This window comes from Tropicibacter sp. Alg240-R139 (assembly GCF_900537075.1).
Lineage (GTDB): Bacteria > Pseudomonadota > Alphaproteobacteria > Rhodobacterales > Rhodobacteraceae > Falsiruegeria.
Window position 1 is genome coordinate 126,925 of the sequence record NZ_UNRA01000001.1, and the last position, 16,330, is coordinate 143,254.

Genomic DNA, 16,330 nt, shown 5'->3' on the forward strand with positions numbered 1-16,330 from the left:
TCCTTTCGTAGGTTTCACATCCGTCTACATGGTCTGCGCTAGGCTGTTTCCATTTCTGACATCCTGGACACCAGACGGGAATTTCAAGTCTTAACCCGGCAAACCGCATTCAAAATCTTCCTTATTCAGCCGCCATCGCCCCCATGCGACCGGTGCGCTTGGCTTTGATCCGGTCCTCAATTTCCTCGCGGAAGTTCTTGATCAGGCCCTGGATCGGCCAAGCCGCCGCATCCCCCAAGGCGCAGATGGTGTGGCCCTCGACCTGTTTGGTGACGCTCAGCAGCATGTCGATTTCCTCGACCTCGGCCTCGCCTTTCACCAGACGGTCCATCACCCGCATCATCCAGCCGGTGCCTTCGCGACAGGGCGTGCACTGACCGCAGCTTTCGTGTTTGTAGAACTTGGACAGACGCCAGATCGCTTTGATGATGTCGGTTTGCTTGTCCATCACGATGACGGCAGCGGTGCCCAGCGACGAACCCTTTTCCTTGAGCGCGTCGAAATCCATGACCGCGTCGCGCATGTTCTCGCCGGTCACACACGGTACAGACGAACCGCCAGGAATCACGGCCTTAAGGTTGTCCCAACCGCCACGAATACCGCCGCAATGCTTGTCGATCAGCTCCTCAAAGGAAATCGACATCGCCTCTTCAACCACGCAGGGGTTGTTGACGTGGCCCGAGACGCCAAACAGCTTGGTGCCCGCATTGTTGGGGCGCCCGAACGAGCTGAACCAGTCAGCGCCACGGCGCAGGATCGTCGGCACAACGGCAATGGATTCCACGTTGTTCACGGTGGTCGGGCAACCATAGAGACCCGCGCCCGCCGGGAACGGCGGCTTCATGCGGGGCATTCCCTTTTTACCTTCAAGGCTTTCGATCAGCGCGGTTTCTTCACCGCAAATGTAAGCGCCCGCCCCGTGGTGCAGGTACAAGTCGAAATCCCAGCCCGAGCCAGCAGCATTCTTGCCCAGAAGGCCCGAGTCATATGCCTCGTCAATCGCGGCCTGAAGCGCCTCGCGTTCGCGGATGTATTCGCCGCGGATGTAGATATAGCAGGCGTGTGCGTTCATCGCGAAGGACGCGATCAGGCACCCTTCGATCAGGGTATGCGGATCATGGCGCATGATCTCGCGGTCTTTGCAGGTGCCCGGTTCGGATTCATCCGCGTTCACCACCAGATACGCCGGACGTCCGTCGCTTTCCTTGGGCATGAAGGACCATTTCAAACCCGTAGGGAAGCCCGCACCGCCGCGTCCGCGCAGACCAGAGTCTTTCATCTGCTGGACGATCCAGTCGCGCCCCTTTTCGATGATACCGGCGGTGCCATCCCAATGGCCACGCATCTGCGCGCCTTTGAGGGTGCGGTCGTGCATCCCGTAGAGGTTGGTAAAGATCCGGTCCTGATCCTTCAGCATCGCGTGCCTACCTTTGCCTGTCTTGTTCACTGGCCTGACGCATCCGCCAGAGTTGAATGATATTGATCACTGCATAGATGAACCCCGCCAAAGCGGCGAGATCAAAGAGCAGCGCATAGCGCCCGGCCAATCCAACGGCCGGACCCACGAACACGGTCATGACAACCCACAGCACCATCGTTCCGGCGATAACCAGACCGATGTGGCGGCCCTTTTGGGCGATGGCTTTGTCCTGTTCCGTGTTCATCTTCTTCGTGTCGTTGACCGCTGCGGATTAGGCAGAGGCGTTTCCTTTGTATGTCCAACTGCCTTTGCGGTTGGCCAATTCGATCTGGCCCGGCAGCTCCTTTGATGGTTTGACCATCGAACTGGTCGAATCGGGTGTCGGCTCCGGGGCTGCCTCGGTCGCCACAGGTGTCGGCTTGGATGTCGCCTCTAGCTCGGGCACCGGTTCTGGCGCTGCCTCTGCCATCGTTTCCGCCGCTGGTTCCGGTGCCGGAGCTGAGGCCATCGTATCCTGTTGCACCTCGGGGCACAAAAAGCGCGTCAAAACAATGCCCAACACGACAAAGCTGACAATGCCCCCGATGGCTGCTGAGACGATCCCGGCGTTCCCCACAAGAATGAACAAAACCGCCAACGCAACGCCGCCATATGCGGACAATCTCCAACTGCGCGCTTTACAGCCTGCCTGATCTGTCGAATTGGTCATCGTGTGGGTCTCCCTTCCCATTTTCTAGTCTTCTTCGTATGTCCCGGCTTCTTTGGCCCGCTTTGCGAACTCTGTTTCCTGTCCAGTGGCGAGCAGTTTTGCTTGCGCCACCCAATCATCCCGGCTGACCCGCCCCTTGAAACCGACCAGATTCTGGTCCGCCCAAGCGACTTCAGTCCCGCTCCATGCAGCGATCTGGTCGTAATGGAAGATGCCGATGTCGTTCAGCACCCCTTCCAGCTTGGGGCCAACGCCTTTGATCATTTTCAGGTCATCTGCCGTACCACCGCGCGCCGCGTTCAACGTTGCAGGCTTGTCGCCGGTCTCCAGTTCAGCTTTTGGTGCTACGGCTTTTTTGACAGCTTTCTTGGGGGCCGACTTGGCCTTGGGCTTTTCAGCCACCGGTGCCTCGGCGTCTTTGAGCCATGGCGTCAAAAGCGGCACTTCGGTGCCGTCGATGCACTTGACCGTGTCGCCAATATCCGCCGCCAGTTGCACCGACGCGTTATACTGCGTGCGACCGCTGTCGTATTCGGTCAAGCTGGTCAAACCGCTCAGCGGCTCGGCTCCATACCGACCGTTTTGCGGACCGGGCGTGGGTACCTTGCCTGCTGCCAGCTCATCGATCAGCTGGCCGAATTTCTCTGCCGTCAGATCCTCGTAATAGTCCTTGCCAATCTGGGCCATGGGCGCGTTGGTGCAGGACCCGAGGCATTCCACCTCTTCCCAGCTGAACTTACCGTCGCCCGAGATCACATGCGGTTTGGACGCGATCTTTTCTTGACAGACGACAATAAGATCTTCGGCACCGCAGATCATACAAGACGTGGTCCCGCAAACCTGAATATGCGCAACAGAACCAACCGGCTGCAGCTGAAACATGAAGTAGAACGAAGCCACTTCAAGCGCACGGATATAAGCCATGTCCAGCATGTCAGCGACAGCTTCGATGGCAGGGCGGCTCAGCCACCCCTCTTGCTCTTGCGCGCGCCACAGCAACGGAATGATCGCACTGGCTTGGCGGCCTTCGGGGTATTTGGTGATCTGCCCTTCGGCCCAGGCCAGGTTGGCCGGGGTGAAAGCAAAGCTTTCGGGTTGTTCGGGATGCAGACGGCGTAGCATGTTTATTCGTAGTCCTTCTTGTTCCCGTCAGGCCGCGCAAGGTCCGGTGGTGATACGGATAGAGTTGCCATCATCGACCCGTTGGGCCTTGCCGCGCGACAGATAGCCCGTGGTGATCGCAACCGTTTGCTCGCGGGTCAGGCCCGCCTGAAAATCAACTGCGCCGTATTGGCGTTCGTCGCGCAAAACACAGCCGACAGAAGCAACAGCAACCAGGTAGTCCTGACGCAGTTCTGGGGTGATCGTGCCCCCCGCACCGCTGGTTGTAGTCACGTCGCATCCTGCCAACACAAAGACCGCGCCAATAGATGCCATGGTCGCTTTGATCATCGGTCGATCTCCCCGAACACGACATCCATGGTGCCGATGATGGCGGCCACGTCGGCCAACTGGTGGCCTTTGGCAACGTAGTCCATCGCTTGCAAATGAAGGAAACCCGGCGCGCGCAGCTTGGCGCGGTACGGCTTGTTGGTGCCATCAGCAACCAAGTAGACGCCGAACTCACCCTTGGGCGCCTCGACCGCGGCATAAACTTCGCCTGCCGGGACGTGGAACCCTTCTGTGTAAAGCTTGAAGTGATGGATCAGGCTTTCCATCGAAGTTTTCATGTCCGAGCGTTTGGGCGGGGTGATCTTACCGCGCGCCAAAATATCTCCGGGGCATTCTCGGATCTTGGCGATCGCCTGACGAATAATCAGTAGCGACTGGCGCATCTCTTCCATGCGAACGAGGTAGCGATCGTAGCAGTCGCCGTTTTTGCCTACCGGGATCTGGAAATCGAACTCGTTATAGCATTCATAGGGCTGCGACCGGCGCAAATCCCATGCCAGACCGGAACCGCGCACCATCACACCAGAAAATCCGTACTGCAGGATATCCTCTTCGGTCACGACGCCGATGTCAGCGTTGCGCTGCTTGAAGATGCGGTTTTCGGTCAACAGACCGCCGATATCGTCCAAAATGGCCGGGAATTCATGGCTCCAGGCTTCGATGTCGTCGAGCAGGTCGTCGGGCAGGTCCTGATGCACACCCCCGGGGCGAAAATAGGCCGCGTGCAGACGTGCACCGCAGGCGCGTTCATAAAACACCATCAGCTTTTCACGCTCTTCAAACCCCCAAAGCGGCGGGGTCAGCGCGCCCACATCCATCGCTTGGGTGGTCACGTTCAGCAAGTGGTTCAGGATGCGCCCAATCTCGGAATACAGCACCCGGATCAGCGAGGCTCGGCGCGGCACCTCGACCCCGGTCAGCTTTTCGATTGCCAGACACCAGGCATGCTCCTGGTTCATCGGCGCCACATAATCCAGACGGTCGAAATACGGAAGGTTCTGCAGATAGGTGCGGCTTTCCATCAGCTTTTCGGTGCCACGGTGCAGCAGGCCGATGTGCGGGTCGCAGCGCTCCACGATCTCGCCGTCCAGTTCCAAAACCAGACGCAGCACGCCGTGCGCCGCCGGGTGCTGGGGACCAAAATTGATGTTGAAGTTGCGGATCTTCTGCTCGCCTGTCAGAGCGTCGTCGAAGCCCTTGCTGCCGTCCATCATCCGTGTCTCTCCTGTCCGGGTTGAACCCGGCGTTTCCTTTACAGTTCGGGGCCCTCGGCCACGCGGAACAGTTTTGTAATCAGGCGCCATTCGCCTTCGACCCGGAAAAAGCCCAGGTAATCCAGATACCGCCGGGGCGGCATGTCGACCCACAGTTTAACATGGGCCATGTCAGGGCCTTCGACGTCGACCGAGATCACCTCGAACGAGGGCGCGTCTTTGTCCGCGTCCAACGTGCGGATGCCGCCCACGAATTTTTCCTTGTTTAGGAACCGTGGGGTGCCATCGTCCTTGACCCAGGTCATCAGGAACCGGTCATGACACAGCGCATCCAGCGCATCGCTGTCCGCCTTGTTCAGCGCGACGCAGTAGGCCTCGGCCGCTGCGTTCACCTGTTCCAGGGCTGTTGTCATGTCCAACGCCATCGTCACCCTTTCCGTCGCGCGTTGCGCGATTTGGCCTTTGCCTTGACCCGAACCCGGGCCTTTTCTGCTTGGGCCGCCTTGGCTGCGGCGCCTGCCAGCAGGACACCCAGAACACCAAGAGCCGCCAACTCACCAAGAAATGCCATCATCTGCGGTCAAGCTCCTGCAACTTCATCGCCATGACCCAAAGCAGGACCACCACGGCGGGCGAAATCACGCAGATGAACGCCCAGTATTGGTGGATCCCAAAATGGGGCAGAAGTTTCATCATCGGTATCACTGTCACCACGACCAGAAATGCCCAGATGATAAACTCCATTACTTAGCCCCTTCTTTCTCGTCCCCGGGCAGGATGTACTCCGCACCTTCCCATGGGCTCATGAAGTCAAATTGACGATATTCCTGTACCAGGCTGACGGGCTCATAGACCACGCGCTTTTGCGCCTCGTCGTACCGAACCTCGGTATAGCCGGTGGTCGGGAAATCCTTGCGCAATGGATAGCCGCGAAAGCCATAGTCGGTCAGGATGCGGCGCAGGTCCGGGTGACCGGTGAACAGGATGCCGAACATGTCGAACACCTCGCGCTCGAACCAGTTGGCCGAAGGGTGCACGTCGATGATCGACGGCACCATGTCATCCTCGCGGATCGACACCCGCAGGCGAATACGCTGGTTCTGGTACATCGACAGGAAATGATAGACCACGTCGAACCGCTTGGCGCGTTCCGGGTAATCAACGCCCGTGATATCCACCAGCGTCGAAAACTTGCAGGTCGGGTCGGATTTCAGGAATTCCACCAAGCCGACGATGTTGGATGGTGTGACGTCCAAATTCAACTCATCGTGGGTCACGTCCCACGCCAACACGCAATCGCTTCGCTTGAGCTCGATATGCGCGCCCAGTTCTTTCAAGGCTTCACTCATCGTACGATCGTCCCCGTGCGGCGAATTTTGCGTTGCAACTGCATCAGACCATAAAGCAGCGCCTCGGCCGTCGGCGGACAGCCAGGGACATAGATGTCCACCGGCACGATCCGGTCACAACCACGCACCACCGAATAGGAGTAGTGGTAGTACCCGCCCCCATTTGCGCAGGATCCCATTGAGATCACATAGCGCGGCTCGGGCATCTGGTCGTAAACCTTGCGCAGCGCGGGCGCCATCTTGTTGGTCAGCGTGCCTGCCACAATCATCACGTCCGACTGACGCGGCGAGGCGCGCGGGGCGATCCCGAAGCGTTCCGCATCATAGCGCGGCATCGAGGTGTGCATCATCTCAACCGCGCAACAAGCCAGACCGAATGTCATCCAGTGCAGCGAGCCGGTGCGGGCCCAGTTGATGATATCCTCGGTCGAGGTCAGCAGAAACCCCTTGTCCTGAAGCTCGGCATTCAGGGCCTGGGTCGCGACTTCTTTGTCGACGCCCGCCGTGTTGGCTCCGGTCATCACTCCCATTCCAGGGCCCCCTTCTTCCACTCATAGGCAAAGCCGATGGTCAGAACGCCTAGAAACACGATCATCGACCAGAACCCGACATCGCTGATGTCCTTAAAGCCGACAGCCCAAGGGAACAGGAATGCAATTTCCAGATCAAAGATGATGAAAAGAATTGCGACCAGGTAAAACCGGACGTCAAATTTCATACGCGCGTCATCGAAGGCGTTGAAACCGCATTCGTAGGCACTTACCTTTTCAGGGTCCGGGTTGCGCACGGCCAGGATCACCGCAGCCAGAATCAAAACGATGCCAAGGCCGACAGCGACGGCCAGAAACACCAGAATCGGGAGATACTCCCGCAACAGCTCTTCCACGAGTGGCTCCTTTCCTGCGCACCACATTTTGGCGCGCCGTCAATTGGCGTGTTGACTGGACATTCTCTACCTGTGCGGCACCAGAGCGTCAACCAAAGCGAGGCCGCGAAACCCTGTCGAATTGCCGCAAACGAAAATTGGGTGAATTAGGTATTTACCCGCATTTTGCCGCCGGAACAGGCTTAACTTGGCCTTTCCGGCGTGGAAGAGGGGAAAAGCGGCAATCTTTCGGCAGATTGCCGTGATCAGAAGGGTTTAGCGAATTTTGCGGCCGCGCCCATTGGTATGGCCCCACGGTAGCGTCCTGGCAGCTAAACTTTATGTGATTCCCTCAGCCCCCCAAAAGACTAGGGCCAGATTCATCTTTTCTTCACACCCAGTTGGGTTTGCGCTTGGCAAAGAACGCCCCTATCCCTTCGGCTGCCTCATCGGTTTCCCACCGCTCAACCAGCGACTGGATCGTGGAGTCGATCACCGCATCATCAATGCGCGGACCCAGCTCTCGGGTTAGTTGTTTGGCCGCGGCCACTGCACCGGGGGCACAGCTAAGATAGGGGGTTACCTCGGCCTCGACAGTAGCCGCCAGTTCTTCCGCAGGCACCACCTTGGCCAGAAGACCCAGTTCAACCGCCTCGACCGCGCCAAAGACGCGCCCCGACATGAACACCCGTCGCGCCCGTGCTTCCCCCATGCGCGAGATGACATAAGGCCCAATCGTCGCCGGAATGATCCCCAACCGCGTTTCGGTCAAACCCATCTTGAGCGTATCGACCCCAATAGCAATGTCACAGACCGACGCCATCCCGACACCACCGCCAAATGCATTGCCTTGCAGCGCCCCGATCAGCGGTTTCGGCAGGGTGTTAAGCGCCTGCAGCATCTCGGCCAGTTTGCGCGCCTCGACAAAGCGGGTCAGTGAATCCGCAGCCATCTGAGCCTGCATCCAGGCCAGATCGCCGCCCGCGCAGAACGATTTGCCCGCCCCCGTCAGCACAACAACCCGCACGGCATCATCTGCCGCCAGCTGTCCTGCCGCCTGCGTCAACTCGGCCAGCATCTGCGCCGACATCGCGTTGTGCTTGTCCACCCGGTTCAGGGTCAGCGTCGCAACGCCGCGTGCGTCGGTCGAAAGGTCGATGGTCTCAAACATGCTCAAGTCTCCTGTTTCGCCGCCTCAAGGGCCCGGCTCAATCTTTCAACGGCGGCTTCGACCGAGGTCAGGCCTGTGTCCAATGTCACATCCGCATCCGTCATCGGCTCATACGTGCGGTCCAGCACCGCTTGCCAGTCGGGACCGACCCAGCCCGGCAGATCGACCTGCCGCGTTTCGATCCTGCTACGATGCGCATCCTGATCCGAGCATGTCAGCTCAACCGTGATCAAACGGGCACCCGTATCTTCCGCCACCGCCCGCCATGCCGTGCGTGTCAGCGCGATGGGGTTCACACAGTCCGCGATGACGTCGAACCCCTGGCGCAAGGCCCCTCTCGCCACAGCTTGCGCCGCGGCATACCCCCCATCGGCCAGATCATCCGTCACCATGTGAGAGGCCTTCATCGCCACCTCGATCTGATCAATCCACAGCCACAGCGCGCCAGTGCCGTCGGCCACCTGTTTGGCAATCGTGGATTTGCCCACGCCGGGCAAGCCGGTAAAAGACACCAGAACCGGCATTCACCCTGTCCGCATCGCGCGCGCCATCTGCGCCGCCTCGCCCAGCACAGCCATATCCAAACCGGTTTCATAGCCTTGGCCCGTCAAATGGTTCACCACAGCCTCGGTCGCCACATTGCCCGCAGCGCCCGGCGCATAGGGGCAGCCGCCCAAGCCACCAACGGCGGCGTCAAACACGCGCAGGCCGAGCTCCAGCGAGGCATCGATGTTGATCAATGCCCGACCAGCAGTGTCATGATAATGTCCGGCAAGCTTTTCGGCAGGCACCCTATTCAGCACCGCTCCCAGCATCGCAGCGATGCTCTCGGGCGTACCTTGCCCGATGGTATCCCCCAGCGAGACTTCATAGCAGCCCAGATCCAGCAACCGCCCGGCAACCTCGGCCACCTGCCCCGGCGGGGTCGGTCCGTCAAACGGACAGTCAGTCACGCACGAGACATAGCCCCGCACCGGCAGGCCGACCTCGCGTGCGGCCTTAAGGATCGGCACAAACCGCTCGATACTCTCGGCAATCGTGGCGTTGATATTGGCCTTGGAAAATCCTTCAGAGGCAGAGGCAAAGACCGCAATCTCATCCGCTTTGGCCGCCACCGCGTCCTGATATCCGCGCAGGTTGGGCGTCAGCGCCGCATAACTCACACCATCCGCGCGGGTGATGCCCCCCAGAACCTCGTCCGAGCCTGCCATCTGCGGCACCCATTTAGGCGAGACGAAACTGGCCACCTCGATCCGGCGAAAGCCCGCACGGCTGAGGCAATCGACAAGCGCGATCTTCTCGGCCACCGGAATCTCGCGTTTCTCGTTCTGCAGACCGTCTCGCGGACCCATCTCGAATATCTCGACCCGGTCACCCATGGCGCGAATCCCCTGCTTCTTTTGGTTTCAAATACGGAAATACCACCGCCCACACCGCGCAGTGGCCCCGGCTTATTCCTCTTCCAGTCGAACCAGAGCGGCCCCGGCTTCGACCTGAGTGCCCGCTTCGGTCAGAACCTCGGCCACTATCCCGTCTCGCGCCGCCAGCAAAGAATGTTCCATCTTCATCGCTTCCAGAATGGCCAAACGGTCGCCTTCGCTCACCGCCTGCCCTGTTTTGGCAAAAACCGCTTTGACCAGGCCAGGCATCGGTGCTTCGATCACATTGCCATCGCCCATAGCACCCGCATCGCGATCAAGTGGATCCGTCACAGTGAACCGATAGCCGTTTCCCCAAAACACCGTAAGTTCGTTTCCAACATGGGAAACCCGCGCTTGAACTTTGGTGGCATCCACCCACCAGATGCCGTCGCGGCGGCTGACTTGATGTGTCATGTTTGGCAGCGTCACGGTGAAACTATCTGGCCCACCAGCCAGAACACGCGCTTCAAATACCTCGTCATGATGGGTTAGTGTCACGTCCCAGCCAAGCGACCCCCAAAGGGTGAAACCTCCGCCCGCGCCCGCGCCGTCCTGCAACCCCAAAGCCGTCAACGCAGCAATGGACCGGGCTTTTGTGCAGGCAACCGGGGCTGGAGTCAGGGCCTCAAGCTCGCGGTCAATCAACCCAGTATCCATTTGACCCGCGACAAAATTCGGCTGAGCCGACAACACGCTCAGGAACGACACGTTGGTCACCGTTCCGCCCACATCGGTCCACCGAAGGGCACGCTCCAGTTTGCGCAAAGCCGCGCCACGCGTCGGGCCAAAAACGGTCACCTTGGCGATCATCGGGTCGTACCAGGGGCTGATCGTGTCGCCACACCTCACCCCACTGTCGATCCGAGCATCATCGGGGAATTCGAGATGCGTCAAGGTGCCGGTGGCGGGCAGGAAGCCCTTGGGCACGTCCTCGGCATAAATCCGGGCCTCAAACGCGTGCCCTTTGAAACTCAGATCAGATTGTTGGGCAGGCAAGGGTTCCCCCGATGCTACCCGCAACTGCCATTCCACCAGATCAACGCCAGTGATTTCCTCGGTGACGGGATGTTCCACTTGCAGGCGCGTGTTCATCTCCATGAACCAGAACCGATCTGTGCGCAGCCCGTCTGAGCCGTCGACGATAAATTCCACCGTACCAGCACCTGAATACCCGATAGCTTCGGCCGCAAGCACGCCCGCCTGCCCCATGGCCTCGCGCATTTCTGCTGTCATACCCGGCGCAGGCGCTTCTTCGATCACTTTCTGGTGTCGCCGTTGCAGCGAGCAATCCCGTTCAAAAAGATGCACCGCATGAGTGCCGTCACCAAAAACCTGCACCTCGATATGGCGCGGCTTTTGCACGAACTTCTCAATCAGCACATCCGGATTTCCGAACGCGGTGGTCGCCTCGCCTTGCGCACTCTCAAGCGCTTCTGCAAACTTGGTAGGATCTTCGACCAGTCGCATACCTTTGCCGCCGCCGCCCGCTACAGCCTTGATCAGCACCGGATAGCCGATCTGACCAGCCTGCTCTGCCAGGAACTCAGGCTCTTGATTGGCACCGTGATAACCAGGGACCACCGGAACGCCGGCTTCTTCCATCAGTACCTTGGCCGCGTCCTTGAGCCCCATGGCCCGGATCGCTTTGGCAGAGGGTCCGATGAATTTTAGGCCAACGGCCTGAACCGCCTCAACGAAGTCCGGGTTCTCGGACAGAAAGCCATACCCCGGATGGATCGCTTGCGCGCCAGTGTCGAGCGCGGCCTGGATGATCACGTCACCTCTTAGATAGCTGTCCGCCGGAGCAGGCCCGCCAATGTGCACGGCCCGGTCCGCTTTCTCGACATGTTTCGCGCCCGCATCTGCATCGGAATAGACGGCCACCGTTTTGACCCCCATAGAGCGGGCCGTGTCCATGACACGGCAGGCGATTTCACCACGGTTTGCAATCAGAATTGTATCAAACATGGGGTTGGTCCTTTGTTTCAGACGTCGGACCGGGGGCTATCTGCCCCCGGACCCCCGAGGATATTTTAAGCAAGAAGAAGATCACATCCGGAACACGCCAAAGCGTGTCTCTTCAATCGGTGCGTTCAAAGCTGCACTCAGAGACAAGGCCAGAACATCACGCGATTTGCGCGGGTCGATGATACCGTCGTCCCATAGGCGCGCCGAGGCATAGAGCGGATGGCTTTGTTCCTCAAACATCTCAATGGTGGGGCGTTTGAATTCGGCCTCTTCTTCGGCGGACCAGCTATCGCCCCGGCGTTCGATGGCGTCGCGTTTGACCGTTGCCAGCACGCCCGCCGCCTGTTCGCCGCCCATGACTGAGATACGTGAGTTGGGCCAAGTCCACAGGAACCGCGGCTGATAGGCGCGACCCGCCATGCCGTAGTTACCCGCGCCAAACGAACCGCCGACCAGCATGGTGATCTTAGGCACATTGGTCGAGGCCACCGCCGTCACCATCTTGGCCCCATGCCGCGCGATACCTTCGTTTTCGTATTTTCGGCCCACCATGAAGCCGGTGATGTTTTGCAGGAAGACCAGAGGGATCTTGCGCTGCGAACACAGCTCCACGAAATGCGCGCCCTTCTGCGCCGCCTCAGAGAATAGCACGCCGTTGTTGGCGATGATGCCGACGGGGCACCCTTTGACGTGCGCAAACCCGGTCACCAGAGTCTCGCCAAAGCGCGGCTTGAACTCATCAAACCGCGAGCCATCGACCAGCCGCGCAATCACTTCGCGGATGTCATAGGGCGTGCGCAAATCGCCCGGTACCACGCCCAGGATCTCTTCGGGATCATAAGCGGGCTCTTCTGGATTGGCCCAGTTCACCGTCAGCGGCTTGGTGATGTTGAGCGACAGCACCGCACGCCGCGCCAGCGCCAGAGCATGCGCATCATCCTCGGCCAGGTAATCGGCGACACCCGACAGGCGCGTATGCACGTCACCGCCCCCCAGATCCTCGGCACTCACCACCTCGCCCGTCGCGGCCTTGACCAGCGGCGGACCGGCCAGAAAGATGGTGCCCTGTTCACGCACAATGATGGTGACATCCGACATAGCAGGTACGTAAGCGCCGCCCGCCGTGCACGATCCCATGACCACCGCGATCTGAGGGATGCCCTTGGACGACATGCGCGCCTGATTATAAAAGATGCGGCCAAAGTGATCGCGGTCCGGGAACACCTCATCCTGTTGCGGCAGGTTGGCCCCACCGCTGTCCACCAGATAGATGCAGGGCAGACGGTTTTCCTCGGCAATCTCTTGCGCGCGTAGGTGTTTCTTGACCGTCATCGGATAATAAGTGCCGCCCTTCACAGTGGCATCGTTGCAAACCACCATGACTTCTTGCCCGTGCACCCGACCGATGCCCGCAACAACACCCGCCGCAGGGGCCGCGTTGTCGTACATGCCATACGCCGCCGTTGCGCCGACCTCCAAGAATGGAGAGCCCGGATCCAGCAGGTTCGCCACCCTGCGCCGCGGTAACATCTTGCCCCGGCTTTCATGGCGCGTACGGGACTTCTCCCCGCCCCCCAAACGCGCGGCCTCCGCCGCCTCACTAATCTGCGAGAGCGCCTCCAAGTGCGCCGTGCGGTTCTGTTTGAAGCCGTCCGAGGAAGGCATGGCTTTGGATGTGAGTTTCATTTGCCATTCTCTTTCTGTGTAAGGAGGGCACCCTTGTTCAACACGGCATCTGTAAGTTCGTTGAACCGCCTAACTAGAGTAGGAGGAGTCGGGGAATGATCCCGAAAACAACGCCACATAAGCCCGTATGCATGATCTCGATACTTCCGAGCTTTCCAACCGAGAAAAAATTTGGCGTCACGATAGTGAGACTTGAGATCCCAATCTCCACTCTCCTCCCCTGCTTCGACAATCGTTTCGACCAACGAGTAGGTGTAAATAGAGTTCTCTGTGGTATTCCATCCGTGGACCGTGTTTCCCCGATCCTTGATGGCTTTACCCATAATATCGTCAATAAGCTTGAGTTCAGCCTTTAGCCACATAGGCTCAGGCAACCTTAGAATTAGCGCAGCACTTTTTTGATTGTTGAAGTATAACTTGGTCTTTTCCTTGAAATGATAACATAGGTTTTGAACCAAAAACCACGTCATCTCCAGATGAGACGATTTGGAAATGTCGGTCCCGTGCCAAGGGTATCGTTTCAACATCTTACACGCCGTAGCTAGTTCTTCAGGCACTCCATTAAACTGCATAAATGCGCCGACCGAGCTGCCTACTCGTTGCTCTAGATTTTTTGCCAACAGCTTTGTGTCTGAATGCTCCATTGCCTCGAAGTTACTTTTTTTGCTTCCGGGCAATACAAACTCTGCGCAATCGTTCAAAAAATCGATGGAGTCTTTCTGAGAAGAAAACTCAGCATATGCGTTTGATGACACGTTCATTCGATCACCTCTCCAGCAGCCCGTGCCTTCAGCTCTTTCCGAATAACCTTCCCCGTCACTGTCATTGGCAGCGCATCCAGAAAGGCAATCTCGCGCGGATACGAATACTGTGCGAGCCGGTCCTTGACCCAGGCCTGCAGCTCTTCGGCGCTAACTGCGGCACCTTCTTTGCACACCACATAGGCCTTGACGATCTCGGTCCGCAAAGGGTCGGGTTTGCCAACGACACCCACCGTTGCAACGGACGGATGGGTCAGCAGGCAATCCTCGATCTCGGCCGGGCCGATGCGGTATCCAGCAGAGGTGATGACATCATCGTCTCGCCCGACAAAGCGTAGATATTCACCCTCCCACACACCGCGATCGCCAGTAACCAGCCAATCGCCCCGAAACTTCTGGCTCGTTTCTTGCGGCCGCTTCCAGTATTCCAACAGCATCGAGGCAGACCCACGCCGAACCGCCACATCGCCCTCTTCTGACGTGGGGTTACCATCCTCGTCGACCACCGCCACCTCATGCCCCGGCACGGGTTGACCAATGCATCCCGGCTGCACCGGGAAATCGACGCTACAGGACGAAACCACCATGTTGCATTCGGTCTGGCCATAGAATTCGTTGAACGTCAGCCCAAAGGAGCGTTGGCCCCAAGCGAGCATCTCTGCGCCCAGGGGCTCTCCACCAGAGGCAACCGAGCGCAGACCGTCGAGCCCCTGCCCAGTCGCCTTGAGCATTCGCAGGGCTGTGGGGGGAAAGAACACGTTGCGCACACCGCCACGCGCCACGACATCGGCGCAGGCCGCGGGCGTGAATTTGTCCAGACGCGCGGCAACCACCGGAATGCCAAGCGCCAGCCCCGGCATCAGCACATCAAACAACCCCCCGATCCATGCCCAGTCCGCTGGCGTCCACAGGCAATCGCCCGGGCGCAGATGGTTGTGGCTGATCGAAACACCCGGCAGATGACCCGTCAGCACGCGGTGACCATGCAACGCGCCCTTGGGGGAGCCGGTCGTGCCACTTGTGTAGATCAGCACCGCCGGGTCTTCGGGACCAGTGTCGACATAGCTCACCGGCCCACCATCCTGCCCAATCTCAGCCGCCATCAACGGCGTCGCAAGATCACCCAGTACGGCGGCTCCTTCGGCGTCGGTCAGCACCAGTTTGGCCCCTGCATCCCCAACCCGAGAGGCCAACGCTTCGCGCTTGAACAGCTTAAACAGCGGCACCGAGATCGCGCCAATCTTCCAGATTGCCAGATGGGCCGCCGCGCACCAGGGCGACTGGCTGAGCAGCACACCCACCCGATCCCCAGGTCGAACCTGAGCCATCAAGGCGCGTGCCAGACCGTCGACCATTTCCGCCAATTCGTCGAACCGCACGTCGTGACGATCCGCACCGGTCAAGTCGATGATGGCCACCTTATTGGCCTCATGCGACAGACATTGCTGCGCCATGTTCAGACGCTCGGGAAGGTCCCAGCTGCCCGCTTGGGTCAACCCCGGAATGCGCTCAGAGAAAGTCATGACGCACCCCCTGAAAACCACCTGGAACCGCGACGTCAACCTGGTGTTTTTTGATACATATCAAACCGGTTGCCAGGCGACATGAATGCAAAATTTGATTCAGATCAGAGAGCCCAATCGACACTCGATTCATAACCGGGATGTCTTGCAAAGACTCACAATAGAAAGAGTAGGCATCCTGATGAAATCCCTGACAACTGCCGCCGTCTGTGCTGCCGCGCTTGCCACCGTTTCCGCCCCCGTTCTGGCCCAATCTCAAGGCGACTGGACCGTCGGTATCGGTGTCGCCAACGTCACTCCCGAATCTTCGAACGGCACGCTGGCCGGTGCCGCGGCCTCGATCGGTGATGACACCCGCCCGACCCTGACATTCGAATACTTCGTGCGCGACAACATTGGCATCGAGCTGTTGCTGGCCACCCCGTTCGAACATGACGTCTCGCTGGCGGGCGCGGGCAAAGTGGGCTCGGTCAAGCACCTGCCGCCGACCCTCTCGGTCAACTACCACTTCCCCACCAAGTCGGCGATCAAGCCCTTTGTCGGCGTCGGCTTGAACTACACCACCTTCTTCGAGGAAAGCTCGCCCCTTGGCAACCTCAGCCTCGACGACAGCTTTGGCGTCGCGCTGAACGCCGGTGCCGATTACCAGATCTCTAACAATGGCGCGTTGCGATTGAATGTGCGCTGGATGCAGATCCGCTCTGACGCCAGCCTGAACGGCGCGGGCATCGGCGAAGCGAAAATCGACCCTGTCGTTATTGGCTTGGCTTACGTGCACCGGTTCTGATCCT

The 16,330-nt window shown here is 59.2% G+C and carries 20 protein-coding genes; 1 reads left to right on the top strand and 19 read right to left on the bottom strand.

The genetic code is table 11. The features are described 5' to 3' along the window. Positions 1-121 precede the first annotated feature (121 nt). The 19 genes from nuoF to G6R15_RS00730 form a co-directional block, all read right to left on the bottom strand. Entirely contained in the window at positions 122-1,417 is a 1,296-nt protein-coding gene (nuoF, locus tag G6R15_RS00650) for an NADH-quinone oxidoreductase subunit NuoF (RefSeq protein ID WP_164657856.1), read from the bottom strand. 7 nt (positions 1,418-1,424) lie between these two features. After that, positions 1,425-1,664: a DUF5337 domain-containing protein gene (locus tag G6R15_RS00655; protein WP_164657857.1), complete on the bottom strand. Its 240-nt coding sequence runs from the start codon at positions 1,662-1,664 to the stop codon at positions 1,425-1,427. Positions 1,665-1,691: 27 nt separating this feature from the next. Further along, positions 1,692-2,129: a hypothetical protein gene (locus G6R15_RS00660; RefSeq protein WP_164657858.1), complete on the bottom strand. Its 438-nt coding sequence runs from the start codon at positions 2,127-2,129 to the stop codon at positions 1,692-1,694. A 24-nt stretch (positions 2,130-2,153) separates the two neighbouring features. Next, the gene (gene nuoE / locus G6R15_RS00665; protein WP_164657859.1) at positions 2,154-3,251 is read right to left on the bottom strand and encodes an NADH-quinone oxidoreductase subunit NuoE; all 1,098 of its coding nucleotides are present in this window, start codon (positions 3,249-3,251) and stop codon (positions 2,154-2,156) included. 27 nt (positions 3,252-3,278) lie between these two features. Beyond that, on the bottom strand, positions 3,279-3,581 hold the full coding sequence (locus tag G6R15_RS00670; protein ID WP_164657860.1) for a hypothetical protein: 303 nt from the start codon (positions 3,579-3,581) through the stop codon (positions 3,279-3,281). Then, entirely contained in the window at positions 3,578-4,792 is a 1,215-nt protein-coding gene (locus G6R15_RS00675; RefSeq protein ID WP_164659216.1) for an NADH-quinone oxidoreductase subunit D, read from the bottom strand. Before G6R15_RS00675 ends, G6R15_RS00670 begins: the two co-directional genes overlap by 4 nt. A gap of 41 nt (positions 4,793-4,833) precedes the next feature. Next, complete coding sequence (locus G6R15_RS00680; protein ID WP_164657861.1) at positions 4,834-5,208, bottom strand: nuclear transport factor 2 family protein; 375 nt, start codon at positions 5,206-5,208, stop codon at positions 4,834-4,836. A 14-nt stretch (positions 5,209-5,222) separates the two neighbouring features. Then, positions 5,223-5,369: a hypothetical protein gene (locus G6R15_RS22645; protein ID WP_165821361.1), complete on the bottom strand. Its 147-nt coding sequence runs from the start codon at positions 5,367-5,369 to the stop codon at positions 5,223-5,225. Then, the gene (locus G6R15_RS22650) at positions 5,366-5,539 is read right to left on the bottom strand and encodes a hypothetical protein (RefSeq protein WP_205520446.1); all 174 of its coding nucleotides are present in this window, start codon (positions 5,537-5,539) and stop codon (positions 5,366-5,368) included. Before G6R15_RS22650 ends, G6R15_RS22645 begins: the two co-directional genes overlap by 4 nt. Next, complete coding sequence (locus G6R15_RS00685; RefSeq protein WP_164657862.1) at positions 5,539-6,144, bottom strand: NADH-quinone oxidoreductase subunit C; 606 nt, start codon at positions 6,142-6,144, stop codon at positions 5,539-5,541. Before G6R15_RS00685 ends, G6R15_RS22650 begins: the two co-directional genes overlap by 1 nt. Further along, complete coding sequence (locus G6R15_RS00690; protein ID WP_037307875.1) at positions 6,141-6,674, bottom strand: NADH-quinone oxidoreductase subunit B family protein; 534 nt, start codon at positions 6,672-6,674, stop codon at positions 6,141-6,143. The genes G6R15_RS00685 and G6R15_RS00690 overlap by 4 nt, the downstream gene beginning before the upstream one ends. Then, positions 6,665-7,030 (bottom strand): NADH-quinone oxidoreductase subunit A, encoded by a 366-nt coding sequence (locus tag G6R15_RS00695; RefSeq protein WP_164657863.1) that lies wholly within the window; start codon positions 7,028-7,030, stop codon positions 6,665-6,667. Before G6R15_RS00695 ends, G6R15_RS00690 begins: the two co-directional genes overlap by 10 nt. A gap of 370 nt (positions 7,031-7,400) precedes the next feature. After that, the gene (locus G6R15_RS00700; protein ID WP_164657864.1) at positions 7,401-8,180 is read right to left on the bottom strand and encodes a crotonase/enoyl-CoA hydratase family protein; all 780 of its coding nucleotides are present in this window, start codon (positions 8,178-8,180) and stop codon (positions 7,401-7,403) included. A 2-nt stretch (positions 8,181-8,182) separates the two neighbouring features. Next, the gene (locus G6R15_RS00705) at positions 8,183-8,704 is read right to left on the bottom strand and encodes an AAA family ATPase (protein ID WP_164657865.1); all 522 of its coding nucleotides are present in this window, start codon (positions 8,702-8,704) and stop codon (positions 8,183-8,185) included. After that, positions 8,705-9,559: a hydroxymethylglutaryl-CoA lyase gene (locus tag G6R15_RS00710; RefSeq protein ID WP_164657866.1), complete on the bottom strand. Its 855-nt coding sequence runs from the start codon at positions 9,557-9,559 to the stop codon at positions 8,705-8,707. It lies immediately after the preceding gene. Between the two features lie 72 nt (positions 9,560-9,631). Further along, positions 9,632-11,569 (bottom strand): acetyl/propionyl/methylcrotonyl-CoA carboxylase subunit alpha, encoded by a 1,938-nt coding sequence (locus tag G6R15_RS00715; RefSeq protein WP_164657867.1) that lies wholly within the window; start codon positions 11,567-11,569, stop codon positions 9,632-9,634. 81 nt (positions 11,570-11,650) lie between these two features. Beyond that, positions 11,651-13,255, bottom strand: a complete 1,605-nt coding sequence (locus G6R15_RS00720; RefSeq protein WP_164657868.1) for a carboxyl transferase domain-containing protein — start codon at positions 13,253-13,255, stop codon at positions 11,651-11,653. Further along, positions 13,252-14,016, bottom strand: a complete 765-nt coding sequence (locus tag G6R15_RS00725) for a hypothetical protein (RefSeq protein ID WP_164657869.1) — start codon at positions 14,014-14,016, stop codon at positions 13,252-13,254. The genes G6R15_RS00720 and G6R15_RS00725 overlap by 4 nt, the downstream gene beginning before the upstream one ends. After that, entirely contained in the window at positions 14,013-15,539 is a 1,527-nt protein-coding gene (locus G6R15_RS00730) for an AMP-binding protein (RefSeq protein ID WP_164657870.1), read from the bottom strand. The genes G6R15_RS00725 and G6R15_RS00730 overlap by 4 nt, the downstream gene beginning before the upstream one ends. A 181-nt stretch (positions 15,540-15,720) precedes the next feature. Here G6R15_RS00730 and G6R15_RS00735 point away from each other — a divergent pair, with 181 nt between their 5' ends. Further along, on the top strand, positions 15,721-16,326 hold the full coding sequence (locus G6R15_RS00735; RefSeq protein WP_164657871.1) for an OmpW family protein: 606 nt from the start codon (positions 15,721-15,723) through the stop codon (positions 16,324-16,326). Positions 16,327-16,330 lie beyond the last annotated feature (4 nt).